The organism is Paraburkholderia podalyriae (assembly GCF_014397785.1).
Classification (GTDB): Bacteria; Pseudomonadota; Gammaproteobacteria; order Burkholderiales; family Burkholderiaceae; genus Paraburkholderia; species Paraburkholderia podalyriae.
Genome location: NZ_VZQQ01000073.1, coordinates 1 through 26,694, shown reverse-complemented (window position 1 = coordinate 26,694; position 26,694 = coordinate 1). Strand labels below are relative to the sequence as shown.

Genomic DNA, 26,694 nt, shown 5'->3' with positions numbered 1-26,694 from the left:
AAGGGCTTGGCCAAGAACACCGCGCAACTGTTCAGCCTGTTCGCTCTGGCGAATCTGGTGATTGCGCGAAATCTGATGCGATCGGTCCATGGGAGCAATCCGTCAGGCGCATGAAAAATGCGAGCAGCGAGGCTCGTTTGCGCGTCCAATTCAGCGAATTGAGCGTCGAATCGCTTTGTCATCCGGAAAATTCGACGCCGTCTCGACTGCAATTTGGGCAGTTGGGCCATTGATCAGCGTTTCCCTAGCGTTCCACCGGATACATGTGACGTCCTGCACGTCCCTGTGATAATCACCACGGCGATCAAGGAAAAGCGAGGCCTTTTTCTTCGAGGATCCGGCAGACCTCCAGAACTGGCAGCAAGTGTCGACCGCGTCTTCGTCGGTAATGGGGCAGCGCGTTTCGTACCGCCTCTTCTGCAGAAGTCCTGCCCGAGCGGTCGAGAAACTTTCCAAACGAGGTCATTCCAATTCCTGCGACTGCTACGCGGCCGGTCAAAGTCCCTCCAGTTCGTCAAATGCAAATCTAACCGAGGGCGCCGTGTCAACCCGGCGTGGGCTCACTTTATCTAAAATAATATCTGTTTGCATATCGCCCAGCAAGTAGATACTTGTCGATTGACACACAAATATATCTTGGCTGACTTTCGCTGGAGGAAATGCAGGGCTAAAGCCGGGCACAGCGTCAGTGCGGTGCAAATGCAATCGCCGCACGGCCCCATGTGGCATTAGGTGCTCAAAGGGGCATTGTCATGTTGTCGGCGGATTGATCGAGATGCGGCGACGATATCGGGCATGAAAAGAGCCGCCGCGCAGCAAACGCACCTGCCATCGACACCATCTTCCAAGCTGGCTACCGATTTCCGCCCGACTTGATCAGCTACGGCTCTGTCGCGGTAAGAGCGTTGGAAAAGACAGTGTTGGCATGATATGGATTGCTTACGTTGCCAAGTAGTAGAATTGCTCGGCGGGCGTCTGGTCGGTGGCGCTGCTTTTCATTTGCCCTTTCATGATCATGTGCATGGTCTCGATGCCGCCGAGAATGATGCGGGCGCACCGAAAATTCTTGGAGCCCATCATCGGTCTGGTCCGGCGTTTGATGGCCCGGTGGTCCTGCTCCACAATGTTGTTCAAATACTTGTTCTGACGAATCTTGATCGGTTTCTCACGTTCAGCGTTCAGCGTTGAACGCCTGCAGCGCCGCCGGATTCGACCCACTTTTATCGATCGTCGCGGTCTCCGGCTCGCCGTTCTGGACGATTGCCTCTTCGAAGTAGCGTCGGGCCGCCGCCTTGTCGCGATGGGAACGCATCGAGCGGACGTTACCTCCTGCGCAAAAAGAAACGTCCTGCGCCGTCAACACCACGCATCGGACCGTGCGATGCGCATCGCACATCAGCGTGCCTCGGCAAGTTCTCCGGCGAGATGCCCGTAAAGGGCGTTTTCCCCTTCCGGTCGATTGAGCTGAATTCGAGCATTCCCGCCAGTTTTCTGGAAGCTGATGGCTTTGAAGTTTTCCATGACAATTTTCGAGCTGAATCACTTGGCGGGGGCACGCTCGACAATCACTTGCCGTCCGGCTTTGTCGCAACCGTGACGATCGGCGTGGCCTTCCCTCCCGCCAACAAGCTCTTCGTGACGTATCAGGTCACCACGTTGACGGCAGCGCCACGCGCGAACGCTTCGATGTTGCACACGAGTTGATCCGCCAACGCCTGGACGGCCTCGTCGCTGGCCCACGCCACGTGAGGTGTGAGGATGAAGTCCGGGCGCTGTAGCAGTCTCATGAAGGGATGATCCCCGGGCGGCGGTTCAACTGACACTACGTCGAACGCAGCGCCAGCGATCTGTCCGCGCTCAAGCGCCTCGGCCAGTGCAGTCTCATCGACAAGCCCGCCGCGCGCCGTATTGATCAACAATGGCTTTTTCTGCATCATTTCGAACTCGCGCGCCGAGATCATGCCGCGGGTCTCCGGCAATAGAGGGCAATGCAGCGTGAGAATGTCGGCCCTTTCCAGAGTGCGTTCAAACGGCGTGTAAAGGCAACCCTGATCCGAACGGCCCTTGAATCCGGAAAAGAGAACGTTCATACCGAGTGAGCGGCCAATCGCAGCGACCGCCTGACCCAGTCCGCCATCGCCGATGATGCCGAGGGTGGCACCTGCGAGATCGCGAATCGGGTGATCGAAAAAGCAGAACTGCCTAGCCTCTTGCCAGCGCCCCGCGATGACAGAATCTCGATAAGCGCAGATGCTTCGGCGCAACGCGAAGATCAGCGCGAAAGTGTGCTCGGGAACCGTGTGCACCGCATAGTTCCGGATGTTGCTGACCACGACGCCAAGCTCACGGCATGCCTGCAAGTCGACGTTATCGGTTCCAGTTGCTGCGACGGCGACCATTCGCAAATTGCGCGCGCCTTGCAGGGCTTGGCGCGTGAGTTTCACCTTGTTGGTGATCACCACATCCGCATCGCGTAAGCGCACTCCCACCTCATCTTCGGCGGTACGGGCATATACCTGCAATTCATGCTGAAAGCTGAAGGCAGGCAAACGCGTTTCAGGTGACAGGGTGTCCCTGTCGAGAAAGACAATTTTCATTGGATGGCTGTTGTTGAGAGAGATAAAAGCGCAAGATCAGAAAGGCGCCTCATCGCCAAGTCGGAACTCGTGGGTGATCGTGTCCAACTGGTCGAGGACCTGTTCATCCAACCTCGTGTCGCCCGCGAGCAGCACCTGCGACAGCTGGGACGCGCGACTCACCCCCAAGACCGCGCAGGTCACGCCGCGCTGAGCCAGCAGCCAAGCCACCGCCAGCCGCTCAGGAGAAATGCCTGCATCCTGGGCGACGTTCACGATCCGGCCAACCGCTTCGAACTCTTTTTCATGCCAGTACCGCTGCCTGTACGCAGCCGCCGCGCTGCCCGCGCCGAAGCGCGTCGCCGCCTCAGGGGGCTCCCCATTAAGATACTTTCCCGTCAGCAAGCCACCAGCTAGAGGGTTGTAGCAGAGCGTCGCGAGGTTCTCCGCCTCGCACATGGGGGTCAGGTCGCGCTCGAACTGGCGGAACAGCAGGTTATAGCGGGGCTGAACGGTAACGGGCTTCACCAGTCGAAGCGCCTCGCACCGCCCAAGCGCACGTGCTATGCGCCACGCGCCCCAATTGGAGACGCCGACGTAGCGCGCCCGGCCGCTGCGTACGATCGTGTCGATCGCCTCGAGCGTCTCGTCAAGGGGCGTGGAGGGATCGTCCCGGTGCAACTGGAAAAGGTCCACATAATCGGTCCCGAGCCGGGCGAGCGACGCGTCGATTGCGCTCAGGAGATGTTTGCGCGATGTGCCAGCGTTCCATGGCAGTGGACCCATGGGCCCCCCGGCCTTTGTTGTGACGATGAAGCGTTGTCGGCGCCCCTTCAGCCATCTGCCGATGATCTCCTAGGTCAAGCCCTTGCGCTCGTCCGGCGCGTCGCTGGGGTATCGGTTCGCAGTGTCAATGAAATTGACGCCGGCCTCCGTGGCGGGATCAAGGATTGCGACAGACTTGCTTTCGTCGGCACTGGAGCCGAACGTCATGGTTCCCAAACACAGGCGCGAGACGTGCAAGCCGGTGTTACCAAGGCGGATCAGGTTGCTACTGCCCATACATTCCTCGCAGTGAATTCATAGCGCTCCGCGCTTTAATTTTTTCGGAGTTGCATCAGACGCGCGACAACCTCCGGATCTGCCGCGAATGCGTAGCAACTGTCCACCCATGCGCGTCGCTCCCGGGATCGCCGATTGTCGCCACCCGCTGCGGCGCAAGGCCCGGCATTAACCAGTGCCAACGTGACTTTGTCGACAGGGTTCCGCCGAATTCCTCAGGGATGGACAGCCCGTAGGAGCCTATCTCCCGCAAGGCTGAGTCCACATCTTCATGCACTTCGTTCGTCCCGTGGAAGTGCGGCTCGTACCCTAACAAGTCGTTGACCACCTTTTGCGTCGACGCCTGCATGGCGAGTGAGTCGTCGGAGAGCTTGAAGTCCAAGAATTTCCTTGGTGAGTTAGTTAAATGGGTTGAAGACCTATATAAGCGCGCGGCTCAGATCCATCGGGTGAAACTCCCCACCGCCTCTCGCGGCGTTCTGTAGGTGTTGACGTCCGCGGCCTCATCGGCATAACCGAGCGCCATGCCGCAAACCAACATTTCATTGGAACCCGCGCCGATGAAAGGCATGACGATCTTCGCGCAGTTGTTCCACGCCGCCTGGGGGCAGGTGTGCAGGCCGAGGGCGCGCGCCGCCAGCATCAGCGTTTGCAGGAACATGCCGTAGTCGATCAGTGAGCCGCGGCCCATGACGCGGTCGATGGTGAACATGAGGCCGACCGGCGCGTCGAAAAAACGGTAATTTCGCTGCGCCTGCGCATGCATCTTGTCCTTCTCCCCTTTTCCGATTCCGAGGTGACCGTACAGGGTCAAGCCGTTGTGACGTCGCCGGTCGATGTAAGGCGAGACCCACTCCGCAGGGTAGTAGCCGTCCACCTCGCCGTACTCGGCGGCCAGGGAAGAATTAGCACGGGTCGCATCGTGTGCAGCACACACTTTCTCGACCAGTGCATCGCGTCGATCGCCCTGCAGCACATACACCTTCCACGGCTGGGTGTTCGTGCTGGACGCCGCGCAACTCGCGATCCTCAGAATTTCGTCGACTTGCTGGCGCAAGACCGGCTTGTCGGGCGAGAACGCACGGCACGAGAACCGGCTCTCGATCGCCGATATCACGCTAGCCGGGTCGCAAACGACTGCATTGACTTGGGACGTCGTCATTGAAGTACCTCCATGGTTTGGCACCTCAGACCGTGCCCGCGTGGCGCAGCTCGGCAATCTGCTCGCTGGAGAGCCCCGCGAGTTCGCGGAGGACCTCATCGGTATGCGCGCCCAGGGCGGGCGCTGGCCTGATTTGGGGCGACGGTGTCCCGCTGAAGCGGGGCTGCACCGCCGGCATCTTCAGTTCGCCAATTTGCGGGTGCTCGACGGTGGCGATGCTCCCTCGGGCCTGGTAGTGCGGGTCTGCGACGATGTCCTTGATCGAGTAGATCAGGGAATAAGCGAGGCCTTTTTCTTCGAGAATCCGGCACACCTCCAGAACCGGCAGCGACTTGATCCATCCGGCGACGATGTCGTTGACTTCCTCGACGTTCGCGGTACGTTTCGCGTGGCTGGAAAAGCGCTCGTCGCCGACAAGGACCGGAATGGCTTCGCACAGGCGACCGAACATGCGGTCGTTCGACACGGTCAGGACGATGTAGCGTCCATCGCACGTTTCGAAATGATCACCCGGGGCGGCCGCGAAGTGAAGGTTGCCCGTCCGCTCGCGCGGCAGTCCCAGCTTCTCGTACGCCGTGACCATCACGTCCGTGAAGCGAAACACTGTTTCGTACAGCGAGAGATCAATTTGCTGACCTGCGCCGCCGCGCATATCACGGTGGTAGAGCGCCACCATTGTTCCGAAAGCGCCAAGGACCGCTGTGGAATAGTCGGCCATCGCCGTGCCGAGCTTCACCGGAGCGCGGTCTGGATAGCCCGTGGCGTTCAGCGTGCCGCCCATTGCGAGGGCAATGCGGTCGTATCCTGCGCGGTTTGCGTACGGACCAGTCTGGCCATACCCGGAAACACTGAGCATCACGAGCCTGGGGTTTACTTCGCTCAGGTGCTTCCACGACAGGTTCCATTTATCCAGGATGCCGGGGCGGAAGTTCTCCACGAACACATCGGCGTGCTTCACCATCTCCCTCAGAATCCGCTGGCCTTCGGGATGGTGCAGATCGAGCGTCACGGACTTCTTGTTTCGCCCTTCGACATTCCACCAAAGGCTTTCACCTTCCACCGACGGCCCGATATGGCGCAGCGAGTCTCCGCGGCCAGGCTGCTCGATCTTGATCACGTCCGCGCCGAGGTCTGCAAGCAGCGTTGCGGCAACCGGGCCTGCCACCATGGTGCCGATGTCGATCACCCGGATGCCGGCCAACGGCCCTTTGTCTTTCGTTTCCATACACAATCCTTCAAATTGTCGATATCAGCCGAGCTGCCTTAGGTCAGGGCGATCGGCGAACACTGCGCTAATCCAGTCGCCCCTTTGCTCGAACAAGAGAGACAACGCGACCCACTTCGCCTGCTCCTGACTCTAAAAACGGACTGCGTCAGCGGGGGATCCGGGAAGCGGCTCAAGCCCTTTAGCGCGCAAGTCGGAGTCATGCTTCGGGTCCCGCAGGTATGCGTCGACTGCCAGCACGACCAGGCTCATCACGCCGCGCCGGGTGTGCTTCCAGTGCATGCTCACGGTTGTCTCTTTTGATGTTGATGTCGTGCGGAGGGGAGGACTAGTTGCCCTTGAACTGCGGAGCGCGCTTTTCCTTGAAGGCCGCAAGCCCTTCGACCCGGTCCGCAGAAAAGTGGTGCAAGTTGCTCAAGGCCCGTTCATAGCGCAGTCCGATGGACAGCGGCTGATCCAGCGAATCATTGAGCGCCTGCTTCATGCGACCGAGGACCAGCGGACTCTTGGTCGCGAGCTTCCTGGCAAGAGCCTCCACGGCGCTGATGAAGCCGTCATCGGCGAACACCTGGTTGACGAGGCCAAGCGCCTTCCATTCGCTGGCCGGATGCATGTCGCCCGTGAACATGAGGAGTTTGGCGTTGTTCAATCCTACCTTCCTCGGCAGGCGGACCGTAGCGCCCGCGCCCGGGAATAGCGCGTAGTTCGAGTGGGCATCGCCAAGACGGGCAGACTCTGCGGCGATGACGAGGTCACAGGCGAGCACCAGTTCCAGTCCGCCGGCGACGGCAATCCCGTTGATCGCGGCGATAACCGGCATGGAACAGGCTTCGATCAGCTCCGTCAGCGCCCCAATGGCTTTGACAAACTCAGCGCCGCTTTCCGGGCGGCTCCTGGCGGGATCCTTTAAATCGGCACCGGCGCAGAAGGCGCGGCCCTCGCCTGTCAGAACGATGACGCGGACGTCCGGATCGCACTGCGCATCGGTGATAGCCGTTGTCAACGCGTCGACAAGCGAAAGCGTCAGCGAATTCAAGGCCTGCGGTCGATTCAGCTTCAGCCATAAAACGCCGTCGCCCTGCTGTCGTTGAAGTTCTCCAGTGTTCTTGGCTATTTCCATTTGTGACTCCTATTGGCTTGCGCCTTATGTGTTGAATGAGATGGCTTACTACCGCAGACCGAGCGACTTCGCGACGATGCCGCGCAGCACTTCTTTGGTTCCGCCGCGAATCGTGCAGGAGGGTGCGTGCAGGATGACGTTGGCCAGCGCCGCGCTGTACGCGTCGGAGGCGCCCGGCTCCGGCTCGGTCTGCAGGACGAGCCGGAGAGTCTCGGGAATCTCCTGCTCGAAGCAGGTACCGAGGTCCTTGACCAGGGCCGCATGCAATGAGGCGTCCTGTTCGTCGGTGATCATTGTGGCGATCGAGCGCGACATCCTCCTGAGCGTCGAGAGGTGAGCGACCAGGCGACCCACCGTCCGGGCGCCCTCAGCCGACGGCTCTTTCTTCAGTACAGCGACGAATTCCTCGACCGCGCCCATGTGGGACATGAACCGGTCAGGCCCGCTTCGCTCGAAGGTGAGCTCGCTCGTGACCTGTTGCCAGCCTTGGCCTTCAACCCCGATGAGAGCATCGTCAGTGAGAAAGACGTCCTGGAAGTGGACTTCGTTGAAGTCGTGGTCTCCGGCGATGTTGGCGATGGGCCGGCAGGTGATGCCGGGCGTCTTCATGTCGACCAGGAACTGGCTCAAGCCGGCCTGCCGCACTTCACTCGCAGGCGCTGTACGGCACAGCAGGATCATGTAGTGCGTGCGGTGCGCGCTCGACGTCCAGATCTTGGCACCATTCACAAGCCAGCCGCCGTCCACCTTAGTGGCACGCGTGCGCACGGATGCGAGATCCGACCCCGAGTCCGGCTCGCTCAGGCCGATGCAGAAATAGCACTTTCCGGCGGCAATCCGGGGGACGACCTCTTCGCGCTGCCGCTCGTTGCCGAACCGCAGCAGCAGCGGCCCGCTCTGGCGCTCGGCCACCGCATGCGCAAAGATCGGTGCACGAACGGCGAGCAGTTCCTCCAGAACGACGAGACGTTCCATCAGTCCGTACCCGCCGCCGCCATAACGCTCGGGAAAGCCCATGCCGATCCAGCCGCGCTTGCCAAGGGCCTCGCTGAACTCGGGATCAAAGCCGCCAAAAGCAGCGGCGCCGTGCCGATCGCCGTGCCAGCCGTCAAGAAACTCGCGCACTTCAGCTCGAAGCCCCTCAGCGATCTCGGACTGACGCGGGCGGGGAAAGGAAAGGTTGTTCATCGTGCTGCTCCTGCTTCTGCTGCGCCACTTGCGGTCGTCGCCGTTGGCACCACCGCGCGCCAGAGGGACTGTCCGGGGGCACCGGCCAGGATGCGTTCGCCAAGCTCGCGAGACCAGAAAGCCTCGTTGCCGCACTCGTCTCGCCAGGACCAGAGCCGCTTGGTGAACTGGTGCAGTTCGTGTTCCTCCGTGAAGCCGATGGCGCCGAACACCTGGTGCGCGATCGCGCAGGCCTGCCCCGCTGCCTCACCGGTGCGGATCTTCGCGCTGGCGGCGGCAATGCTCTGGGTGAGGGGCTCGCCCACCCCATCCAGCCACTCATCGATCGCTTCGCTGCCAGCCTCGGCAGCCGCACGCGCGGCTGCCGCCTGCGTCGCGAGAACGGCAATGCTCTGCTGCACCGCCTGGAACTTGCCGATTGGTCGGCCGAATTGCACGCGAAGGTTGGCGTACTCAACGGCAAGAGCGAGGGACCGTTCGATCGCTCCGGCCATGAGAGCACTGCGCAGGATGGCTGCAAGGCAGAGCAGCTCACGCGCGTCAAAAGGCGCGGGGACCACCGCCTGCGGCACAACGCCTTCGAGCACCAGCGTATCGCGCGGCTCGCCGGCGAGATTGCGGCCTGATGTGATGGAGACGCCCGCCGCATCCCGGGCCAGGACGATCAGTTGAGCGGCTGTGCCGGAACCCACGATGAAGGCGACATGCGTGCATGCGTCGCCCCATGGGACACGGGGCAGCGTGCCATCGACGCGCCAGCCGTCGCGGGCGGAACCCAGCCGGATCTGCCCGGAGTGCGCCGACGACGCAATGGTCGGCAAGGTTGCGCCCTCAACGCCTGCGTGGTCTAAAAGCCAGTGTCCGACCATCGCTTCCGCCAGCGGAGCGGCCGCGGCATGCTCACCGGCCAGGACCAGAAGCCTGCACGCATCCGCCCAGCTCACGCCGGCGCCATCCTTGCTCTCAGGCAGCAAAGCCTTGTCGAATCCGGACGCTTGCAGGACTGCCCACAGGTCCTCGGGCTTGTCCACGAATATCCGGAGGGCCGCTTCATGCAGCATGTCACCCGTCTCTTCACTCATCGCTTGCTCCTGCGTCTCTTCACTCATCGCTTGCTCCTGGTGGTTGTCTCCGTCCCGTCAGACGGGATCCCAAGTGAAGATGTCGCGCGACTTGTCCAGCGGAAAGAACGAGGGCTTCATCATGGGCAGCGCCACTTCAAGACAGGTATCGACGGTCCAACCCTCGCTGCGGTGCGCGGTACGAATCGGCCGCGGCTGGGAGAACAGGTAGATCTCGTTGCTGCGAACGCCGAAGATCTGACCGGTCACGTCGAGGGCTTCGTCGGTGAGCAGCGCGCAGGTGAACGGCGCAATCTTGGCAACCTCCATGCGCTGGTTGACCAGCGTGCGAGCCAGACCCTCGGGGGTGTCTGTCGGGATCGAGCTGACCATGCGGGTGAATGCAAACGGCGCAATACAGTTCGACCGCACCTTGAAGCGATCCATGTCGAGTGCGATCGATTTCGACAGGCCGACGATGCCCATCTTCGCGGCGGCGTAGTTGGCCTGCGCGCCATTGCCGATCAGCCCTGAGGTCGAAGTCATGTGCACGATGGCGCCGGACTCCTGGTTCCTGAAGTGCGGCGCGACGGCACGGGCCATGTTGAAGCAGCCCTTCAGGTGCACCTTCACCACCGCGTCGAAGTCCTCTTCCGACATCTTGTGGAAATAGCCATCGCGCAGGTTGCCCGCGTTGTTCACCAGCCCATCGACGCGCCCGTACACGTCGAGCGCATTCTGGATAATTTGCTGGGCGGAACTCCACTCGGCCACGCTGTCGGTGTTGGCACTGGCCTCGCCGCCCGCGGCGCGAATCTGGTCGACAGTCTGCTGGGCCGGTCCGGCGCTACTGGCGCCGTCGCCCTCCATGTTCACACCCAAGTCGTTCACGACAACCTTCGCGCCCTGGCGTGCCGCCTCGAGTGCAATCTCCTTGCCCACGCCGGCGCCTGCGCCGGTCACCACGATTACTTTGCCTTGCAGTCGTTGCGTCATCGCTGACTCCTTTATGCCGTGAGAATGGACACAACCGCTACCGCGGACTCGTGACCGACCTGGCCGCCCGAGTTTTGCGCCAGAGCGACCTTGGCGGAATGGCGTTGCCGTTCCCCTGCTTCACCGCGCAACTGCTGGACCAACTCGGCGATCTGAGCCGCACCGGTGGCGCCGATCGGATGGCCCCTGCTGAGCAGGCCGCCGCTCGGGTTGACGGAGATCCGGCCGCCAATGTCTGTAGCACCGCTTCGCAGCAGCTCAACGCCCTGTCCTTCAGGACAGAACTGCACGACCTCGTAGTTGATGAGCTCACCGGGAGCCGATGCGTCGTGAACCTCAGCAACGTGGACCTCGTCCGGCCCGATCGAGGCTTCCTTGTAGGCGGCCTTCGCGGCGCTGACCGAAGCGCTCGGCTTGGTGGGGTCCGCCATCCCGGACAAAAGGACGGAGCTTGCAACCCACACAGGCCTGCATCCCGTCAATTGGGCCGCGACGCGGCTCGAGACGAGAACGATTGCCGCTGCGCCATCCCCGATCGATGAGCACATTGGAAGCGTGAGCGGCTCGCTGATCATGCGAGCGGCCAGGACCTCTTCGACCGTCGTCTCCTTGCGGAACTGTGCGTACGGGTTCATGGCGCCAGCACGCCGGCTCTTGACGGTGATCCGGGCGAAGTCCGCTGGCGTCGTCCCGGTCGCTTTCATGTAGCGCCGCGTGCGTTCCGCGTAGATATCCATGAAGATGGATCCGCTGCCGGAACCAATGTGCGACGGCATGACATCTTCCTTGTCCACCGCTCCTCCGAACGCCCCGAACGACACCGCTTTGTCAGGATGGCTCAGTTTCTCCGCACCGACAGCCATTGCGACGTCCGACTGGCCGCTGGCAACCGAATGCCAGGCGAGGTGGAAAGCCGTGCTGCCGGTCGCGCAGGCATTCTCGACGCTGACCATCGGCTTTCCCAGCAGGCCGGTATACCTCAGTGCGGCTTGCGCGCGCACCATCTCCTGGCCCGTGATGAGTCCGGCTGCCGCGTTGCCGAAAAAGACGCGGTCGACGCGCTCGGCACCGATGCCTGCATCAGCCAGCGCGTTCCGTACCGCCTCTTCCGCGGAAGTCCTGACCGAGCGGTCCATAAATTTTCCGAAGGAGGTCATTCCAATGCCGACGACTGCGACGCGAGTGTTCATGGTTTCTCCAATCAAGTTATGAGAAAGTCAAAAAAGGGATGCCGGCAGCTGCGGCGGTGTCAAAAGTTGGCGCCATCAAATCGCGCTGGGGTTGTCGTTTTTGCGTCGAGCGGGGCCATCGTATTCAACCTGGTCAAGCGTGATCTGGCGCCAGCCGGGCTCGCGCACGGACTCTTCGAATGCGTGGGCGAACAAGCCCGCGGTGCGCGGAACGACGATGAAGGCGCGAGCCAGCCGCCAGTCGAATCCCATGTCCGAGATGATTGCGCCAACCGCCGCATCGATGTTCGCCAGCAGTGGTCGGTTTTTCTTCTTGATCAGCGCCTTTTCCAGCTCGCGAGTCATCCGGATGTGGTCGCCTGCCAGCCCGTACTCCTCGGCGAGCGCGAACAGCCTCTTCCCGCGAGGATCGCCCTCGGGATGCTGCGGATGCCCGAAGCCATCGAGCCGCTTGTGGTTACCGACGTACTCAGTCGCCACATCCTCATAGCTGCGTCCGCTCGAGGCTGCCTCGGACACGAGCTCCTGGATGTAGCGTGCGAACTCTTCGCCGGCACCCCCATGAACGTCGCCAAACATCATGGCGCCGGCAGCTACCGAGCATTGGATCGGTACGCCCGCGGCTTGCACGAATCGGGTGACTGTCGAGGACGGAGAAATACCGTGATCGGCTACCGAGATGAACATCGCATTGATGATCTTCGACTCGTTGCCCTTGGGAAGCTCTCCCTTGTAGAGCAGGTACACCATGGCTCCGAAGTCGATCTTGCCGACCAGATCCGTGAGGACGTCGTAGCCCCTGACCAAAGTACCTTCATGTGGAGAGGGGTCGGCGATAGCCGTGCGCCAGTATTTGCGGTCTGCTGTTTTGGTCATTTGTGCTCCATTCAGCTAGGGTGGTGAAGGCTCGAGGTGATCTCGAACTTGTCTGGGCGAATCGTAATTTGCGAAGGCGCAGAGCATCGATCGCGCCGTCGGTGTGGTGAAGCAGGTGGTTGCCCACGGATCTCACGAGTTGACCGTGGCCGAACTCGCGATTCTCAGGGGCTCGAGCGACCAACCGTGCACCGCATAGTCCAGGCTCTGAAAAGACAGGGCCTGCTAAATGCAACTACGTATTAAAACTTATGGCGAATACCAATACGAGCCGTGAACTGATTCTGGTTCGACGAAGCCGTCAGCTGGTTGATGCTAGCCGTTGCAGCGACCGTAGCGCCCGCTGCGTTGACCGTGTCGCCCAGAGCATGCTGGTACACGCCGATGACGTACACGTCCGTGCGCCTGGACAGGAAGTAGTCCACACCAACCGCGCCCTGGTGGTACTGAGCACGCGAGTTGCCGCTGATTTCCGCGCCGCGCGTGTAGTCATACGCTGCGCCGACCAGCAATGCCGGGGTCAACTGGTACTTGAAGTTCAGTTCCGCGTTGTTGAACGTTGCCGACTGACCCTTGAACGGCGACGCGAACGTCTTGCCCAGGTTGGCGAACCGGACGTTCGAGTACGTTGCGCCGATGGTCGCTGCGCCGAACGTGTATGCGCCGCCTGCACCGATAACCTGGTACGTGTTAGCCGATGCGAAGCCAGCGTAGACCGGCGACGTCACTGCTGCGGCCGGCGTAGCAATCGTTCCGCTGCTGTTGAACAGACCTCCCGAAGCTGCCGGGGTGCGTGCATTCAAGTAACCGACGCCGAGAACGAGAGGACCGTTGTTGTAGCCAGCGCCCAACGACCAGATCTGGTTGCCGGTGATGTTGCCTGCCTGGCCGCCGAAGCTATACGTGCCGCCGAACTTCAGGCCGCCGTAGTTTGCGCTGGTGTACTTGACCGTGTTGTTGGTGCGGTACGTGTTGTTGAAGTTGTCGACGTCACCCGGGTGAGCAGCAATGTAGCCGCCCCATTGGTCACCGACTTCCAGCGGGCCAACATAGTCAACGACGGAGTCGTACTGACGACCCAGCGTGACCGTACCGAACTGGCTCGACAGGCCAACGTAAGCTTGACGACCGAACATCAGGCCGCCTTGACCCAGCTTGCCGCTGTTCACGTCAAAGCCGTTTTCCAGCACGAAGATTGCCTTCAGACCGCCGCCCAGGTCTTCCGTGCCGCGCAGGCCAAAACGCGAACCTTGCAGAACGCCGCTGGCCAGGTTGTACAGGTGCTTGCCACCCGCGTTGGTGTTGATGTTGAAGCCTTCGTCAATAATTCCGTACAGGGTCACGCTGCTCTGAGCATGAGCAACGCCTGCGAATGCGCCCAGTGCTGCGAAAGTAAGAAGCGATTTTTTCATTTTGAATTGTCTCCAAGTACTACTAATATTTTGTAAAGGTTGAATGTTCATGTTGCGTTGAGGCCTTCTCGGCCTAACTTCGACAGGCGTACAACCGGCGCCGCCGTCATCCGCCACGCTGCGCTGAGGACGCCGGCACTGTCACTGAAACTTCGCTTCCAGCAGATTTTGCGCGGTGAGTTCGACAAGGGCTTTCAACCGCCGCGGCTCCCGGAAATGTGCGTGCAGCGCACCGTTGCCCAGTGAGCGCAATTCTGCGTTGACCTGCCTGTTGCCGGCCGCGATGGTCGCTTAGCGGGATATTCCGCCCAGTCCGGCACCGCAATCGTCAATTTGCATGGAGAATGCATGCCTTGCGTCATCCGATGGCGATTTTGCATTTCCATACTTAACATCGGCTAGACCTTTATTCCGTCAGACTTGGCGCTGGCGCAGATTTGACACACTGCGCGTCGCCCCGGCATACAGCACGCCGCCCGCCGCAAACAGGGCGCCGAATATATAGATCCCGATGCTCATGCTGCCCGTGTGCGTTTTCAACCATCCGATCGAGGCTGGGCTGACGACTCCACCGAGAAGGCCGATGGTCGCGACTGCCGCGATAGCGCTCGCGACGCCTGGACCGGGCAGGCAATCCGGCACGCTGGCCCAGAAGAGCGGAATGAACGTAAACGTTGCTGCCGAAGCTACCGACAGCAAAACCAGTGAGACCACTAGCGAACTCGAGGCGAATGGCAGCAAGCAAAGTGCGGCGCCGGCGACCGCTGCCGCCGCAACAACGCTTTCGCGTAAACGCCGTGTGCGGTCGGCACGCGCGCCAATCGTGATCATCGCGACGAGTGAGACTACGCTGGGGACGGCGGAGTAGAGGCCGATCGTGGCGATGTCGGTCACGCCGAGCGAGCGAATGATGGTCGGCGTCCAGAAGTGGACCACCGCGACAGCGCCCGCAAACGCAAAATAGACGGCCATCAGCGCATAAAGGCGAGGATGACGGAGAACCTGTGCGAACGTCTGGCCCTCGCTAGCCGGTGCCCCCGCTTCGAGCGAAGCGGCGATCATGGTCTTTTCGTCGGTTGACAGCCAGTCGGCACTTTCGGGCGACTCATCGAGCAGCATCGGAACCAGCAGGCCGAGCACGACGCACGGCAAACCTTCGAGCGGGAACATCCACTGCCAGCCGCTCAACCCTCCTACGTCATGCATGAACTTAAGGATCGCTCCGGATAACGGATAAGCCAGAATTCCGGCTATCACGATTCCCGACGAGAACAGCGCAAACGCCTTGGCACGGCGTTGCAGCGGAAACCAGCGCGACAAATAGTAGACGACGATCGGATAGAATCCCGCCTCGAACACACCCAGCAAAAAGCGCAGCACATAAAACGAGGTTGGGGTGCGGACAAACATCGTGAGCGTCGAGACGCAGCCCCAGCCAATTGTCAATAACATGATCGTCCTAAGTGCGCCGATTCGCGACATCAGGAAAGTGTTCGGCAATTCGAACAGCGCATACGACACGAAGAAGATACCCGCGCCCAGACCATAAACGGCATCGGTGAAACCGAGGTCGGATTTCATCTGGAGCTGCGCGATGCCGATGTTGACGCGGTCAATGTTAGCCATCAGGTAAATGATGAATAACAACGGGATCAGACGGCGAGCGATCTTTTTGAACGTTTTGTCGGCATCGAGAAACTGCGCGGCGCTCGCGGCGCTTTCCTCGGGATACTTTGCTAGCGAAACCATAGTTGTCTCCGGCTGATTGTTTTGGATGGTCTGTACAGGTCGTCATTCAAGACGAAACAGGGACGTCCTTTCTCTTGACATCGAGTTGAAGTACGCCCGGCGAAACTCCGCTGTCCTCCATGTCCTATTCAAACGCCAATGCCGACGATCAACAACATAAAGGCGCGGCGTTGTTCACAATGTGCACTCGGGGAAACCAGAGCGGCCCGGCATCGGTCCCCCAATGCCTCGAATCACCAACGACACGGAAGACGCCTTGTGCATTTGAGGTACTAAATCGAGCGGTAAGCGCTTACGGTGGATGATCACATCTAACGAGCGGTCGCTGAGGACGGGCTTTCCTTTGGAACGAGATCGACCAGATGCTCGCGCATCATTGAGGCGACGGCAGGTGCACGGGAAAAAGGCAATTCTGAGGCATGGACAATTACATTCAGGCCAGCAAGGCCGCACGAGCCTGTCTCGAAGGCGATCCCCACCCCCGCCATCTGGCGCGGATGGACGTACGCAAAGTCGGTCGATCGTATCCGCTCGAGTAAGCCGCACAACTTGCTCTCCGTCATCCGGTGCTTGTGGTATTCGGCACGGTGCCGCGAATAGTGATCACGGATGTAATGATCTGGGTAACGGGCGAGCAAGGCGGCGCCGGAAATGCCAATGCCGAGCAGGCGCATCATCCCAACATACGACCTAAGCTCGGGCATCTGCGGCTCTGCCGACTCCATGTGCAGGCAATGCGCGTAGTCGCCCGACTGGATGCATAGCAGGACATATCCACCCGATTGTCGCGCGAGCCGCTTCATCATCGGCGCGCAGCGATCGATCAGCGGCGGCCGCTGCATCGCCGTCATGCCTAGCACCATTGTTTCGATGCCGAGCCGGTATTCCTTCTCCGGGCCACGTGACGCCATGCCGGATTCAACCAACGATGACGCAATCCGGTAGGCCGTAGTACGGTCGAGCCCCGTCTTGGCGACGATTGAGGCAAGTGAGATACCCGACGCGTGATGTTTGGCCAGCAGGCGCAGGACCACGATCGCTCGTTCAAGCGACTGAACGCCGTGCGAGTGAGCGACCGTTTCCGCCGTCTGAACGCTTGCGCTTGTGCGCTCGCCATCGTGTCTACAATGGACGCTCATCGGATCCACCTATTGGCTTTGAAAACATGACTATCGTTTAACTTCTCAAGCGGGACATTTCCAAACCGTCCTGGACTAAGTCAGGATCACTATGGTCGAGAATCAGAGTCCCTCGAAGCGCGGCGCGCGCTTGTCCTTGAACGCGGCAACGCCTTCCGCGTGGTCCGGCGACGCGCCGAGTTCGCGTTGCAAGTCTCGTTCAAGGTCGAGTTGTTGATCGAGTGTGTTGCTGCCGCCCGCACGAATCGCGCTCTTGATGGCGGCCACCGCGCGCGCAGGCTGCTTTGCGAGTTGCGCCGCAAGTGCGTGGGCGGCGGCATGCACTTCGCTATCGGCCACTACACGCCAGACAATGCCCCACTCTTCGGCCTTATCGGCGCTCAGCTTTTCGCCGGTCAGCGCGAGACCGAGCGCACGCGCGTCGCCGACGCGCCGCGGCAGAAACCAGGTTCCCCCCGAATCCGGCAAAAGTCCGACATTGACAAAGGCCTGAATGAACTTGGCCGAACGTGCGGCAACAATGAGGTCGCAGGCCATCGCCAGGCTCGCGCCCGCGCCCGCCGCCGTACCGTTCACGGCCGCTATCACCGGCAGCGTCAACGCCTGAAGTCGGCGAATCAAAGGGTTGAAATGCAGTTCGATGATCTCGCCGAGGTCAGGCTGCCTGCCCTGCGTGAAGTCGAGATCAGCCAGATCCTGACCAGCGCAAAAAGCAGGCCCCGCGCCGGTAATGACGAGCGCTCTGGCATTACTTCCCTCGACCAGAGAGAGTGCGTGATTCAACTCGTCGTGCATCTGGCGCGTGAAGCTGTTCAACTTGCTGGGCCGATTGAGCGTAAGCGTCGCGAGGCGCGTATCGCTGTCGATGCCCAACAACACAGATTTTTCAGACATGGTATCTCCTTCTCACCGCCCTGTACGTTTCGGTTCGTGCCCCTTGGCTGCCGCCACAACCGACTCGCTAACGCAGGAACAGTGGATCATCTGGGTCGGCACGCGTCATTCGAAACCCTTCGGACCACGGGGCTTGGTGCTGTTGTTTCGTTCGCCAAACGCCCGCAAGCGAACCCTCTCAACAACTATACCACTTGTTGGTCGAGTAACAAGTGCAATCAGCAAAATGATCATCGAGCTTATTGGCTTGGCACCTCCGTCGGGGGTGTGGTTCCGGACATGGATTGCGCAGCTGGATTTCCTTGGGAAATTGTAAGGAAAACGGAATCGCACTGGCTAGTGTCCCGCCCGCGCGCCGGACCGGGACTGCAACGCCCAGAGCGTGCAAGAGCGCAATGTAAACAGAGGACAGCAGCGTAGTACGCGATATTGCCACCACCGAGCCCACGCGCCGTGCGGCCGCCGCAAGTGACAGACAGCGACTGGCTCGACGCCTGGATAGCGTGCGGGTCAAACTCAGCGTGTCAAACTCTCGACCGTTTCCCGCGGCGTATGCAATGTGTTCAACAATGCGGATTTGTCCACATAGCCTGGCGACTTGCCCCAAACCAGCAATTCGTCGGCACCGGCACCGATGAACGGAAGGATAATCTTCGTGTATAAGTTCCACGCGGCCTATGAGTGTGCAGCCCCGCGCCGCGAGCATCATGTTTTTGCATAGACATGCCATAGTCAAGCAGGGGGCCGCGGCCCATGGCGCGATTGACGTGAACATCAGGCGCACGGGCACGTCAAAGAAGCAGTAGCTGCGGTGTACCTCCGCATGCTTCCCGTCCTTCTCGCGCTTCCCGATGCCTAAAGTGCGATACAAACTTCAGCCGTTTCACGCCGCCGGTCGATTTACGGCGATTCGGGATACAACGATCGAAAAAATCAACTATTTGTAGCGCTAAACCGAGGGTGCTCAGCAACGTAGCGCTCAAGAAAGGTTAAGAGTTCAGCCGACGTAGGACGTGTTCCCCAACTGTCGTTGCGATTCAATGATGCCAGCGCTAACCAGGAATCGGGGGGGCGCAGTTCTTCAATGATTTCAGCCGCCTCGGCAACGATCAAGCGGCCGGAGGACGCCCGAAAGTCCGCAGATATTTCGCGTTCGCCGACTCGTACGACAGCAAGCACAATGTTCAACTTCATTGTCGCCCTCCCAGACTTTCAATGATGCAGCGCGCCCTGACCGCATCGGACAGATTTTGTCGATTCCTTTCACAGACTCGATGCCGTTTCATGGCGGCGTTCGCACGGTCTTTCAAAGATGTACCGGGCCAAAAAACTATGCCTTTAGTACAGATGTCACCCCAACGCGATTCTATCACTTGTTGGTCGTCCAACAAGCTATGAAAGTGTAAACTGCAGCAAGTTTAAGCGATCGATCGAGAACGCGTGATCGACCCATCATTGCATCTCTTTGTCACCGGCAATTACCGTATTGAGACGCCGGCGATCCAGGCTTTTTACGAGCTCGTCACCCAATGTCTGCACTATCGCATCATGGGTGCGCTCATCTACGGGCTGTCGCGGATCGGCAAGCTGCGGGCATCGGATACGTCCAATATCGCTGGCACGCAATCATCCCAAGATGACGAGTTACCATGCGCAATGCGAACATAAGCGATAGCGAAAATATGAAGACCAGCGAAACATACAGCGACGAAATCCAAAAACTGCGAGAGCCTCGCACGCTGGCTGCCGCGTGCGCGAACTCTGAGGACGCCTCCGTCTGGCGGTGGTTCTCCGCAATGTTCGAAGCCGGGAAGATTCGCTGGTGCTTATCGCACGACGGATGGCTTATCAGCGTGAACCATCGCCATGTGGCGACTTCCCCGTCGTTCGATGAAGCGATTCGAGCGGCGATGGCCCGATCAGGCGTCCGCTGACCTAACCGCTGGACAGCGGTTTCATCAAGGCGATGACATGACATCGATTGCGATAAGGTGATGGGGTTTCAGCACTGCGATCCTGCGGGGATCGTGTTCTATCCGCAAATTTCGTCCTGTTCCATGAAGTGCTTGAGGACTGGTGGGCGGCTTCAACCGGTCGTCGCAACACCTCATACAATCTTACATGTGGGCAGGCGAGCCCAAGGGTGCGGACGGCGTGCGCGCCACGGCATCAAGGAAAGTACCCGATGGACCGAAGAATATGAGCGGGTTGCTGAACGAGCGGCCACACTGCCTGCCACGCGACTGGTCTATGTGTCCGACCGGGAATCGGACGTCGTGGCGCTGATGGTCAAAGCAAACGAGTTGGGCCACCCGGCGGATTCATTACTGCGTTCGCAGCACGATCGCACCTTGGCTGACGGCGGCAAGCTGTGGGATAAAGTTACATCGTGCCAGGGCAATGACGTGAGACTGACAAGCCGCTATTCCCGAAACGGATCAGGTTGCTATGGCTCAAGTGTCCTCAATTGCTCGAAATCTCTTCCCCACCGACTCCCGGCGAGCAGGCAGCCTGGTATTCGCGGACGAGCCGCGCGACCAGTGTGGCGACGCTGGGGACGTCGTCGATGAGATCAATGCCTTGCCCGGCGCTCCAGATGTCCCGCCACGGCCGGATGTCGTTCGGCAGATGATCGAAGCGCCCGGCGCCGGGCTTCGCGAGCGTCTCGATATCGATCCCGCAGCGCTGCAGCGACGGCTTCAACCAGTTCGCCGCCACGCCGGTGATGTCGGGCGTGTAGACCAGGTCTTCTGAGGTCGATTCGACGAGCATCTGCTTGTACTCGGCAGGTGCATTGGCTTCCTTCGTGGCAATGAAGCGCGTCCCCATGTACGCATAGTCGGCGCCCAGAACCTCCGCAGCCCGCACGCCGGCGCCCGTCGAGATTCCCCCCGCCATGACCAGGGGACCCTTGAATGTAGTGCGGATTTTTTCAATCAGCGTCAGATGAGACAGCAGCCCGGAATGGCCGCCGCCTCCCAAGCCGATGGCGATGAGGCCGTCGACTCCCTGGCCGCTTGCCTTCTTCGCGAACTCCAGACTGATGACGTCATGGAGCACTACCATGCTTTTCGAATGCGCGACGCGCACGACCTCGCGCGGCCCGCCGCCGACACTGATGACAGTCTCGACCCCGTAGCTAGCTGCAAGCTGCAAAGTGTCCGTGATGTCGGCCGCCGACAGCTTCGCACCCACGTTGACCACAAGCGGCCCCACTTTGACGGAACGGGCCAGCGCTTCTTTTCGCGCCGTCTGGATCGCTTCCAGCCAGCCTTCGAACTGCTCGAGGGTTCTCGCGTTGTGGCGCGGGATCACGCCCACCAGTCCAGCAAGGCAAGCCTCGCGCACCAGGTCGGGCCCGGTGACGAGGAACATAGGGGCGCAAATGACGGGAAGCGAGAGGCTGGAGCGGTCGAACATGCTAAGTGGCTCTTTTAGGAAAGTGAATGGGTAAGAGGCTATTTCGGCCGCGTCGGCTTGCGCCAGTTTTGCACGCTGAAGCCCGTGAACAACAGAGGCGACTTTCCAACGAAGCGCTGAACAGCATCAGCGTGGTAATCGGTGCCAATGGCGATGCCCTGAGCGAGCGCCTCGGCCTGCGCCATCGCCGTCTGGCTCGACTCGAACGTCTGATTGAGCAGCTGCTTTGTGAGTGCCACAGCGGCAACGGACGCCAGCTTCATCTTGCGTGCGAGCTCGGTGGCCGCTTCGATGGCTTCGCCTTCGGGCACCAGGTCGTAGACGATGCCCATTGCTTTGGCCTCGTCGGCACCCAGCACCCGCGCCGAGAAGATCAACTCCTTGGCCCGCTGCAACCCCACGATGCGAGGCAGCATGAAGAGAATGGACGTGTCCGGCACCAGTCCCATGCGGCCAAACGCTGCGCAAAAGCTCGACTTCGGCGTCGCAATGATGAAGTCGGCCGCGAGCGCAATGCTGAATCCGGCCCCGAAAGCTGGCCCGTCGACGGCCGCGATGACGGGCATCTCGAGCTTGATGAGGTCGCGAAACCAGTCCTGGACATCAGTCATGCGGCTGTGCATCATCAAGCCCGTCTTTTTCCTGGCCATGCCCTTCACGTCACCACCGCCGCAGAAGGCACCGCCGCGCCCGCCGATCACCAGGGCCCTGACATCGAGCTCCTTGTGGTCGATCCCCTTGCGCAGGCGTCTGATGACGTCAGCGATCTCCCCGCGCATGACGTCATCAAGCGCGTTCTTGGCCGCCGGCCGGTTTAAGTAAAGGAACGCGATGCCGTCTTCAATGTTGAAATCGATCGCTTCATAAGTCATACACTCACCCCCGAAAATGGGCATCGCTGCCATCCAGCAGCTTCACTCTGCGCGATTTGACGACGCTCCGAAGAAATACGTCTGCGCCGTCACGGTGAATTTCGGCGTCCTTCAGCCAATTGCTCATATACTGCCCAAAGCACTTCCTCGCCGAGCCGGCCTTCCAGTGCATGCTGTGCGAGCTATCCGATCCGCATAGAAGCTCCACAGGCCACCCGGTATTGATCCTTGCATCCGGCACATGGTCAGCCTAAACGGCCCCACCCATGACGGGCCGGCGTGGCGCCGGAGGAAAGACACACCATGAGCCGTCGGCATGGCGGAAGAATACGATGGCCAGCGTGCCCTCTTGGTGCGCGGCTTCCACGAGCACATAACGGCACAGTTTCCTGCGCGTATGGCTAGAGCGGGTAACGCGAAGATGCTCAGCGTCGTGCGTGCCAAGCCACGATTCCACGACGCGACGCAACGACTTTTGCTGTCCAATCACTATTCACTCCTGCGGCTAAGGGCCTAACTCAGCTCCCGAAGCATCGAGCGCTCAAACGATTTTCGTAAATTCCGGAACGACCACGAAGAGAACGCCGACGAGACCGTAGTCTGCGATAGTAAAAATGGGTGCCTCTTCGTCCTTATTGATCGCAACAATGACCTTCGAGTCTTTCATACCGGCAAGATGTTGAATCGCACCTGAAATGCCCAAGGAACAGGAAGCGTAGGCCACTGGTGTCTCCTGCCCATTGACTATTCGTTCCTTGGCAGAAGGAGATCCCGAGCGGCAGGGTCAACATTCAACAATTCTAGTTACTTGTTTGGCAAACAACAAGTCTTACAGTGTAAAAAAAATGGGTCTTGCGGATTTGTGCATTTGTGGACGTCGCATGTACAGGCGAGCGCTTGTTCGAAAATACATTTGGCGGCGAACTCAATCAGCACGCTATAAACGTCCTTGCAATGCAGATTCACGCTTACGAAGGGCTCGCAGCAAACCCGCGAACATTCATGAATAGCGACGAGGCGGGTTCGTGGTCTGCTCTCACGGTAAGGTTGATGACTTGCGCAATGAGGTGCTGGCTGCGCTCATGCCAGGTGCGGCTAACGCCCGCTCGATCATTTGCACTAGCCGGTCTTTGTCTCGGCGTAAGTTCGCCACATAACCTTGCGAAAGACGCTGCTGCGCGAGCCCCCGTAGAGCGCCCACCACAAACTCCGCACCGAAAGCGGGATCAACATCGCGGCGCACCTCGCCCTGCGCAACGCCCAGCCGCAAATTTTCCTCTAGCCACATGAACATTTCATGGTTGTACCTAGCCACGACTTCCGCAGTGTCGGAGGTCTCAAGCAGGGCCTCAGCGAGAAGCAGAAGAAGCGCCCGCGTATTGGTCCACGTCGGATCGCTGCGCCCGAAGTACACGCGTACATAGCTGAGCACCGCCTGCAGACCAGGCAGCGATGGCTGGGCGGCATGCATTTCTTGCGCAAACGAGTGGTTGATATGGGAGGTCAGAGCGCGCAGCAGCGCACCCTTGCTACCAAAATGATGCGTAGCGTGTCCTCGACTGTAACCAGCGGCCTCGCCGACCTCCGCCAAGGTCATTCCCACCCAACCTTTACGGGAGAGTAAGCCGAGAGCGGCGGCTATAAGCCGCGCCTCCGCCTCCGCCCGACGTTCGTGCTGCGAGCGGCGCGCCGACCCTAATAGCCGTCGCGGTGCGGCTCGCGCCGCTTGTCCTTTTGCCACAGCACCACTCCTTGAAAGTTCGGCGAATCCTATCGTCTGTCGTTGTGTTCGATTGATTTATTGTGCGTTGAAAAACAGTCTTGCGACCAATCGTTAAATGTAAATTCCGGGCCGCCCGATCAGCAGAGATGAAACGCGAGCTTATGTGGACGCGACGTCGCTGAACATAGGTAGGATCGAGGGAAGCAGGATCGAACGGGCGACTGCGACTTCGGCCCGACTTGCTCGCGCGACTGGCGGTCCTGACGAGCTGATTTGCATCTAGCCAGTTCTGGATGGGGCGTACCCTTCAGCCATGCCGCTGCGGAGCCGCCAGGTCATGCAACATATACTGGCAGGTATGACAATCGACCAGCATGCTGCGCTTGCTTTTACCGAAGCGCAAAGAATCATGCAACCTGTGGTGACGTGCCACTGATCCTCCTTGCGTCAACAAGCAGTGCACAGATGCTGCATTGAACCACAGACAAAGCCTTGCCGATTTTTGACGCGCCAACTATATCGAAGGTGGAGCGTACAGCGCGCGTATCGCTAGCTGCGGGTAGCAAAAATCACTTGCGCAGTTGAGCTCTGCCTTTCCCCACTACTGTTTTCCCGATTCGAAGAGATGTGGCCAATATAGCCGTATGATCTCGCGGTCTCGCGCAAACGCGTAGCAGCTATCAAGTTTTACGTCCATCTGGCTCGCATCAACCGAGGTTTGTCCTTCCCTGCGCAACCCTTTGATACCCTGGATAGCTGCCGTGGCTAACGGGATGAGCAATTCACGTAAATGCGTACAAGTTGAAGAGTCCTGGAGCCGCTGCCTAACGATGGATGACCATCCTGCAGCAATACGCTCACCGATCAGCGGCGATAGACTCGATTGCGCTCCCGTACATACGTCAAAAGGCGTCTGGTCCGATGAGGCTTCGATGTTTTTCACAACGTAGTCTTCGCTAACCGTGACTCTCAGTGAGAGATCGTGTAGAGGTGCATTCGCAGGCAGAGCTTTGGAGTGCCCGACGATCGGAAATGCGAATGGCTTGATGTCGACCAGTCGTGCTTCGATATCGTACAACCCGTCATCACGAGCGTAAACCTTCATGTCGATTGAACGGTTATGTACCTCTCGTCGTGGAACCGCTGCGGAAAAGGTCATTTATCAGCCTCAAAGAGCCTACAAGATGTCAGCGAAACATTTGCTTGCTGACAAGTCCCGCTTACCCTCCGGCCGGATTACCTGTGGGCAAGCTGCGATCTGGAAACAGTGCGGCACGAGCAAGCCCCGTTACCCGATACCAAGGGTCTAGCCCGAGCGAAGTGGCTGCGTTCACCGCCGACAGTCACAGCTTGGCGCGATGATAGAGCGGATCAGACCCAGCGCGCGAAACTCTCCACCGTTTCGCGCGGCGTGTGCAAAGTATTCACGGGCGCCGACTCATCCGCATACCCCAAGGCCATGCCGCAGACCAGCTTCTCATCGGCACTAGCGCCGATAAACGGAAGGATGATCTTCGCATAGTAGTTCCACGCGGCCTGCGGGCAGGTGTGCAGGCCGCGTGCCCTCGCTGCCAGCATCACGTTTTGCATGAACATGCCGTAGTCAATGAGTGAGCCGCGGCCCATGACGCGATCGACCGTGAACATCAGGCCCACCGGCGCGTCGAAGAAGCGGTAGTTGCGCTGCACTTGCGCATGCATCTTGTCCTTCTCACCCTTGCCGATACCGAGAAGGTCGTACAGGCTCCAGCCGTTTTGACGCCGCCGGTCAATGTACGGCGCAACCCAATCGGCCGGGTAGAAATCGCCCTCCTCGCCATAATCTGCGGCTCGCGCGGGAACGGCACGGGTCGCATCATGCGCGGCGCACACTTGAGCAACAAGTGCGTCACGCCGATCATCCTGCAACACGTATACCTTCCCAGGGCTGGGCGTTCGTGCCCGACGCAGCCCAGCTCGCGATGCGCAGGATGCCTCTAATGTCGCGGTCGCTTACAGGCTTGTCGCGTAAGAACGCGCGACATGAGAAGCGGCTCTCGATCGCGGCTTCGACACTGGCCGGGTCTTGTACCAGGGTTGTGACTTTGGATTCAATCAACACGCGCCTCCTGGACGGTCTTGAGTTTTTCGGGAAACGCCGTTGGACGCCACTATCGGCTGTTCCGCATCTGAACAAAACGTGCTGATGACGCTGAGGTGTCCGCGGCCTGCGCTGACAACCCCAACCTGCAGCGAACAAGGGAGCTACGCAGGTGCAGCTGTTAGACAAGCGGTGAAGCCGCGCGCAAAGCCTTCGATCTACCTTTACTGTAAAGAGACGTGGAAGTGATCAACTGTTTTCGTTCAGACGCGAGCGCGTTTGATTTACTACTTACCTTCAAACTTTGGCGGCCGTTTTTCCTTGAAGGCAACCAGTCCTTCGACACGATCAGCAGGGCAATGATGCAAATTACTCAGCGCGCGTTCATAACGCAGCGTGATGGACGCCGGTTGGTCAAGTGAGTCATTAAGCGCCTGCTTCATTCTGGCGGCCGGCGATGAAGCTCCTCCGCGTTGTCCAGTGGTTTCACGTGATTTCCCCATCTCAATGATCGGGGTCAAGGGACGTCATCATTATAGTCACTTGTTTGTTATATAGCAAACAAGTTTCGAGCCGACCAATGCGGTTTTTGGCGGCCTGTCCGGCCGGCCGGTGCGAACTTTCGCGCTTACCGCGGCGATTCTAGCTGCAAGCGGCACGCCGTCCGCGGCCGGCCAGTCATCGATCGCGTCTCTGCCGGCTTCCGCCGCCACGCGCGCGGCCGCTGTCTGCGTCGCCAACTGCGATGGTTTGCTGAACTGCCTGAAACTTCCGATTGACCGGCCGAACTGCACGCGCACATTGGCGTACTCTACAGCCACCGGAGCTAAGCTCGATTCTGGTGTACGGGGAGTTGAGGCGGGAGATTGAAGGCGGTGGAGGTTTTAGCTGAGAATCTGATTGTCGAAGTCGGAACCCAGCAAACAACAAACCATCCACCATGAATAAG

Annotated in this window: 23 protein-coding genes and 5 pseudogenes; 3 read left to right on the top strand and 25 right to left on the bottom strand. The window is 59.8% G+C overall.

Annotated elements, in window-relative coordinates:
• A pseudogene (locus F6X42_RS36885) lies at window positions 1–114 on the top strand (IS5/IS1182 family transposase); the annotation flags it as partial.
• Between the two features lie 825 nt (window positions 115–939).
• On the opposite strand, the pseudogene F6X42_RS36880 reads toward F6X42_RS36885, so the two are convergent.
• The 18 genes and pseudogenes from F6X42_RS36880 to F6X42_RS36800 form a co-directional block, all read right to left on the bottom strand.
• A pseudogene (locus F6X42_RS36880) lies at window positions 940–1,312 on the bottom strand (DDE-type integrase/transposase/recombinase); the annotation flags it as partial.
• Between the two features lie 83 nt (window positions 1,313–1,395).
• On the bottom strand, window positions 1,396–1,521 hold the full coding sequence (locus F6X42_RS45420; RefSeq protein ID WP_281394085.1) for a hypothetical protein: 126 nt from the start codon (window positions 1,519–1,521) through the stop codon (window positions 1,396–1,398).
• A 122-nt stretch (window positions 1,522–1,643) separates the two neighbouring features.
• Complete coding sequence (locus F6X42_RS36875) at window positions 1,644–2,597, bottom strand: D-2-hydroxyacid dehydrogenase (protein ID WP_187638831.1); 954 nt, start codon at window positions 2,595–2,597, stop codon at window positions 1,644–1,646.
• 36 nt (window positions 2,598–2,633) lie between these two features.
• Window positions 2,634–3,638, bottom strand: a pseudogene (locus tag F6X42_RS36870) (aldo/keto reductase).
• Between the two features lie 55 nt (window positions 3,639–3,693).
• Window positions 3,694–4,020: an acyl-CoA/acyl-ACP dehydrogenase gene (locus F6X42_RS36865; protein WP_187638830.1), complete on the bottom strand. Its 327-nt coding sequence runs from the start codon at window positions 4,018–4,020 to the stop codon at window positions 3,694–3,696.
• Window positions 4,021–4,074: 54 nt separating this feature from the next.
• Window positions 4,075–4,800, bottom strand: coding sequence for a nitroreductase (locus F6X42_RS36860; protein ID WP_187638829.1), 726 nt, complete (start codon window positions 4,798–4,800; stop codon window positions 4,075–4,077).
• A 25-nt stretch (window positions 4,801–4,825) separates the two neighbouring features.
• Entirely contained in the window at window positions 4,826–6,025 is a 1,200-nt protein-coding gene (locus F6X42_RS36855) for a CaiB/BaiF CoA transferase family protein (RefSeq protein ID WP_187638828.1), read from the bottom strand.
• Between the two features lie 328 nt (window positions 6,026–6,353).
• Window positions 6,354–7,145: an enoyl-CoA hydratase/isomerase family protein gene (locus tag F6X42_RS36850; RefSeq protein ID WP_187638827.1), complete on the bottom strand. Its 792-nt coding sequence runs from the start codon at window positions 7,143–7,145 to the stop codon at window positions 6,354–6,356.
• Between the two features lie 48 nt (window positions 7,146–7,193).
• Entirely contained in the window at window positions 7,194–8,333 is a 1,140-nt protein-coding gene (locus F6X42_RS36845) for an acyl-CoA dehydrogenase family protein (RefSeq protein ID WP_187638826.1), read from the bottom strand.
• A complete protein-coding gene (locus F6X42_RS36840) occupies window positions 8,330–9,442 on the bottom strand; it encodes an acyl-CoA dehydrogenase family protein (RefSeq protein ID WP_187638825.1) in 1,113 nt (370 codons plus the stop codon). The genes F6X42_RS36845 and F6X42_RS36840 overlap by 4 nt, the downstream gene beginning before the upstream one ends.
• A 30-nt stretch (window positions 9,443–9,472) precedes the next feature.
• A complete protein-coding gene (locus F6X42_RS36835; protein WP_187638824.1) occupies window positions 9,473–10,390 on the bottom strand; it encodes an SDR family NAD(P)-dependent oxidoreductase in 918 nt (305 codons plus the stop codon).
• 11 nt (window positions 10,391–10,401) lie between these two features.
• Window positions 10,402–11,580, bottom strand: a complete 1,179-nt coding sequence (locus tag F6X42_RS36830; RefSeq protein WP_187638823.1) for a thiolase family protein — start codon at window positions 11,578–11,580, stop codon at window positions 10,402–10,404.
• A 75-nt stretch (window positions 11,581–11,655) separates the two neighbouring features.
• Window positions 11,656–12,456, bottom strand: coding sequence for a citryl-CoA lyase (locus F6X42_RS36825; RefSeq protein ID WP_246530415.1), 801 nt, complete (start codon window positions 12,454–12,456; stop codon window positions 11,656–11,658).
• 242 nt (window positions 12,457–12,698) lie between these two features.
• Entirely contained in the window at window positions 12,699–13,868 is a 1,170-nt protein-coding gene (locus tag F6X42_RS36820) for a porin (protein ID WP_187638833.1), read from the bottom strand.
• A gap of 414 nt (window positions 13,869–14,282) precedes the next feature.
• Window positions 14,283–15,617, bottom strand: a complete 1,335-nt coding sequence (locus F6X42_RS36815; RefSeq protein ID WP_187638822.1) for an MFS transporter — start codon at window positions 15,615–15,617, stop codon at window positions 14,283–14,285.
• 311 nt (window positions 15,618–15,928) lie between these two features.
• Window positions 15,929–16,756 (bottom strand): IclR family transcriptional regulator, encoded by an 828-nt coding sequence (locus tag F6X42_RS36810; RefSeq protein WP_281394084.1) that lies wholly within the window; start codon window positions 16,754–16,756, stop codon window positions 15,929–15,931.
• Between the two features lie 102 nt (window positions 16,757–16,858).
• Window positions 16,859–17,650, bottom strand: coding sequence for a 2-(1,2-epoxy-1,2-dihydrophenyl)acetyl-CoA isomerase PaaG (paaG, locus tag F6X42_RS36805; protein ID WP_187638820.1), 792 nt, complete (start codon window positions 17,648–17,650; stop codon window positions 16,859–16,861).
• A gap of 933 nt (window positions 17,651–18,583) precedes the next feature.
• Window positions 18,584–18,844, bottom strand: coding sequence for a hypothetical protein (locus F6X42_RS36800; RefSeq protein ID WP_187638819.1), 261 nt, complete (start codon window positions 18,842–18,844; stop codon window positions 18,584–18,586).
• A gap of 246 nt (window positions 18,845–19,090) precedes the next feature.
• Between F6X42_RS36800 and F6X42_RS36795 the strand changes: the two genes are divergently transcribed.
• Together F6X42_RS36795 and F6X42_RS36790 are read left to right on the top strand one after the other, a co-directional pair.
• Window positions 19,091–19,318 carry a hypothetical protein gene (locus tag F6X42_RS36795; RefSeq protein WP_312892989.1) on the top strand — a complete coding sequence of 76 codons (228 nt, stop codon included), beginning with the start codon at window positions 19,091–19,093 and terminating at the stop codon, window positions 19,316–19,318.
• Window positions 19,300–19,584 carry a hypothetical protein gene (locus F6X42_RS36790; RefSeq protein ID WP_246530414.1) on the top strand — a complete coding sequence of 95 codons (285 nt, stop codon included), beginning with the start codon at window positions 19,300–19,302 and terminating at the stop codon, window positions 19,582–19,584. Before F6X42_RS36795 ends, F6X42_RS36790 begins: the two co-directional genes overlap by 19 nt.
• Before the next feature lie 529 nt (window positions 19,585–20,113).
• Here F6X42_RS36790 and F6X42_RS36785 read toward each other — a convergent pair.
• The 7 genes and pseudogenes from F6X42_RS36785 to F6X42_RS36755 all read right to left on the bottom strand — a co-directional run bounded on the left by F6X42_RS36785 (window position 20,114) and on the right by F6X42_RS36755 (window position 26,266).
• Window positions 20,114–21,070 carry an NAD(P)H-dependent flavin oxidoreductase gene (locus F6X42_RS36785; RefSeq protein WP_187638818.1) on the bottom strand — a complete coding sequence of 319 codons (957 nt, stop codon included), beginning with the start codon at window positions 21,068–21,070 and terminating at the stop codon, window positions 20,114–20,116.
• A 38-nt stretch (window positions 21,071–21,108) separates the two neighbouring features.
• Window positions 21,109–21,942: an enoyl-CoA hydratase/isomerase family protein gene (locus F6X42_RS36780; RefSeq protein WP_187638817.1), complete on the bottom strand. Its 834-nt coding sequence runs from the start codon at window positions 21,940–21,942 to the stop codon at window positions 21,109–21,111.
• Window positions 21,943–22,483: 541 nt separating this feature from the next.
• Window positions 22,484–22,648 (bottom strand): annotated as a pseudogene (locus F6X42_RS36775) (electron transfer flavoprotein subunit alpha/FixB family protein); the annotation flags it as partial.
• 330 nt (window positions 22,649–22,978) lie between these two features.
• Window positions 22,979–23,683, bottom strand: coding sequence for a TetR/AcrR family transcriptional regulator (locus tag F6X42_RS36770; RefSeq protein ID WP_187638816.1), 705 nt, complete (start codon window positions 23,681–23,683; stop codon window positions 22,979–22,981).
• A 583-nt stretch (window positions 23,684–24,266) separates the two neighbouring features.
• Entirely contained in the window at window positions 24,267–24,824 is a 558-nt protein-coding gene (locus F6X42_RS36765; RefSeq protein ID WP_187638815.1) for a DUF2889 domain-containing protein, read from the bottom strand.
• Between the two features lie 212 nt (window positions 24,825–25,036).
• Window positions 25,037–25,766 (bottom strand): annotated as a pseudogene (locus tag F6X42_RS36760) (nitroreductase).
• Between the two features lie 266 nt (window positions 25,767–26,032).
• Window positions 26,033–26,266: a hypothetical protein gene (locus F6X42_RS36755; protein WP_187638814.1), complete on the bottom strand. Its 234-nt coding sequence runs from the start codon at window positions 26,264–26,266 to the stop codon at window positions 26,033–26,035.
• Window positions 26,267–26,694: the final 428 nt, after the last annotated feature.

Bases quoted from the DNA above. Each gene is read 5' to 3' on its own strand.
- F6X42_RS45420 (WP_281394085.1), bottom strand. From the start codon at position 1,521: ATGGAAAACTTCAAAGCCATCAGCTTCCAGAAAACTGGCGGGAATGCT.
- F6X42_RS36875 (WP_187638831.1), bottom strand. From the start codon at position 2,597: ATGAAAATTGTCTTTCTCGACAGGGACACCCTGTCACCTGAAACGCGT.
- F6X42_RS36860 (WP_187638829.1), bottom strand. From the start codon at position 4,800: ATGACGACGTCCCAAGTCAATGCAGTCGTTTGCGACCCGGCTAGCGTG.
- F6X42_RS36855 (WP_187638828.1), bottom strand. From the start codon at position 6,025: ATGGAAACGAAAGACAAAGGGCCGTTGGCCGGCATCCGGGTGATCGAC.
- F6X42_RS36850 (WP_187638827.1), bottom strand. From the start codon at position 7,145: ATGGAAATAGCCAAGAACACTGGAGAACTTCAACGACAGCAGGGCGAC.
- F6X42_RS36845 (WP_187638826.1), bottom strand. From the start codon at position 8,333: ATGAACAACCTTTCCTTTCCCCGCCCGCGTCAGTCCGAGATCGCTGAG.
- F6X42_RS36840 (WP_187638825.1), bottom strand. From the start codon at position 9,442: ATGAGTGAAGAGACGCAGGAGCAAGCGATGAGTGAAGAGACGGGTGAC.
- F6X42_RS36835 (WP_187638824.1), bottom strand. From the start codon at position 10,390: ATGACGCAACGACTGCAAGGCAAAGTAATCGTGGTGACCGGCGCAGGC.
- F6X42_RS36830 (WP_187638823.1), bottom strand. From the start codon at position 11,580: ATGAACACTCGCGTCGCAGTCGTCGGCATTGGAATGACCTCCTTCGGA.
- F6X42_RS36825 (WP_246530415.1), bottom strand. From the start codon at position 12,456: ATGACCAAAACAGCAGACCGCAAATACTGGCGCACGGCTATCGCCGAC.
- F6X42_RS36820 (WP_187638833.1), bottom strand. From the start codon at position 13,868: ATGAAAAAATCGCTTCTTACTTTCGCAGCACTGGGCGCATTCGCAGGC.
- F6X42_RS36815 (WP_187638822.1), bottom strand. From the start codon at position 15,617: ATGGTTTCGCTAGCAAAGTATCCCGAGGAAAGCGCCGCGAGCGCCGCG.
- F6X42_RS36810 (WP_281394084.1), bottom strand. From the start codon at position 16,756: ATGAGCGTCCATTGTAGACACGATGGCGAGCGCACAAGCGCAAGCGTT.
- paaG (WP_187638820.1), bottom strand. From the start codon at position 17,650: ATGTCTGAAAAATCTGTGTTGTTGGGCATCGACAGCGATACGCGCCTC.
- F6X42_RS36800 (WP_187638819.1), bottom strand. From the start codon at position 18,844: ATGAAGTTGAACATTGTGCTTGCTGTCGTACGAGTCGGCGAACGCGAA.
- F6X42_RS36790 (WP_246530414.1), top strand. From the start codon at position 19,300: ATGCGCAATGCGAACATAAGCGATAGCGAAAATATGAAGACCAGCGAA.
- F6X42_RS36785 (WP_187638818.1), bottom strand. From the start codon at position 21,070: ATGTTCGACCGCTCCAGCCTCTCGCTTCCCGTCATTTGCGCCCCTATG.
- F6X42_RS36780 (WP_187638817.1), bottom strand. From the start codon at position 21,942: ATGACTTATGAAGCGATCGATTTCAACATTGAAGACGGCATCGCGTTC.
- F6X42_RS36765 (WP_187638815.1), bottom strand. From the start codon at position 24,824: ATGACCTTTTCCGCAGCGGTTCCACGACGAGAGGTACATAACCGTTCA.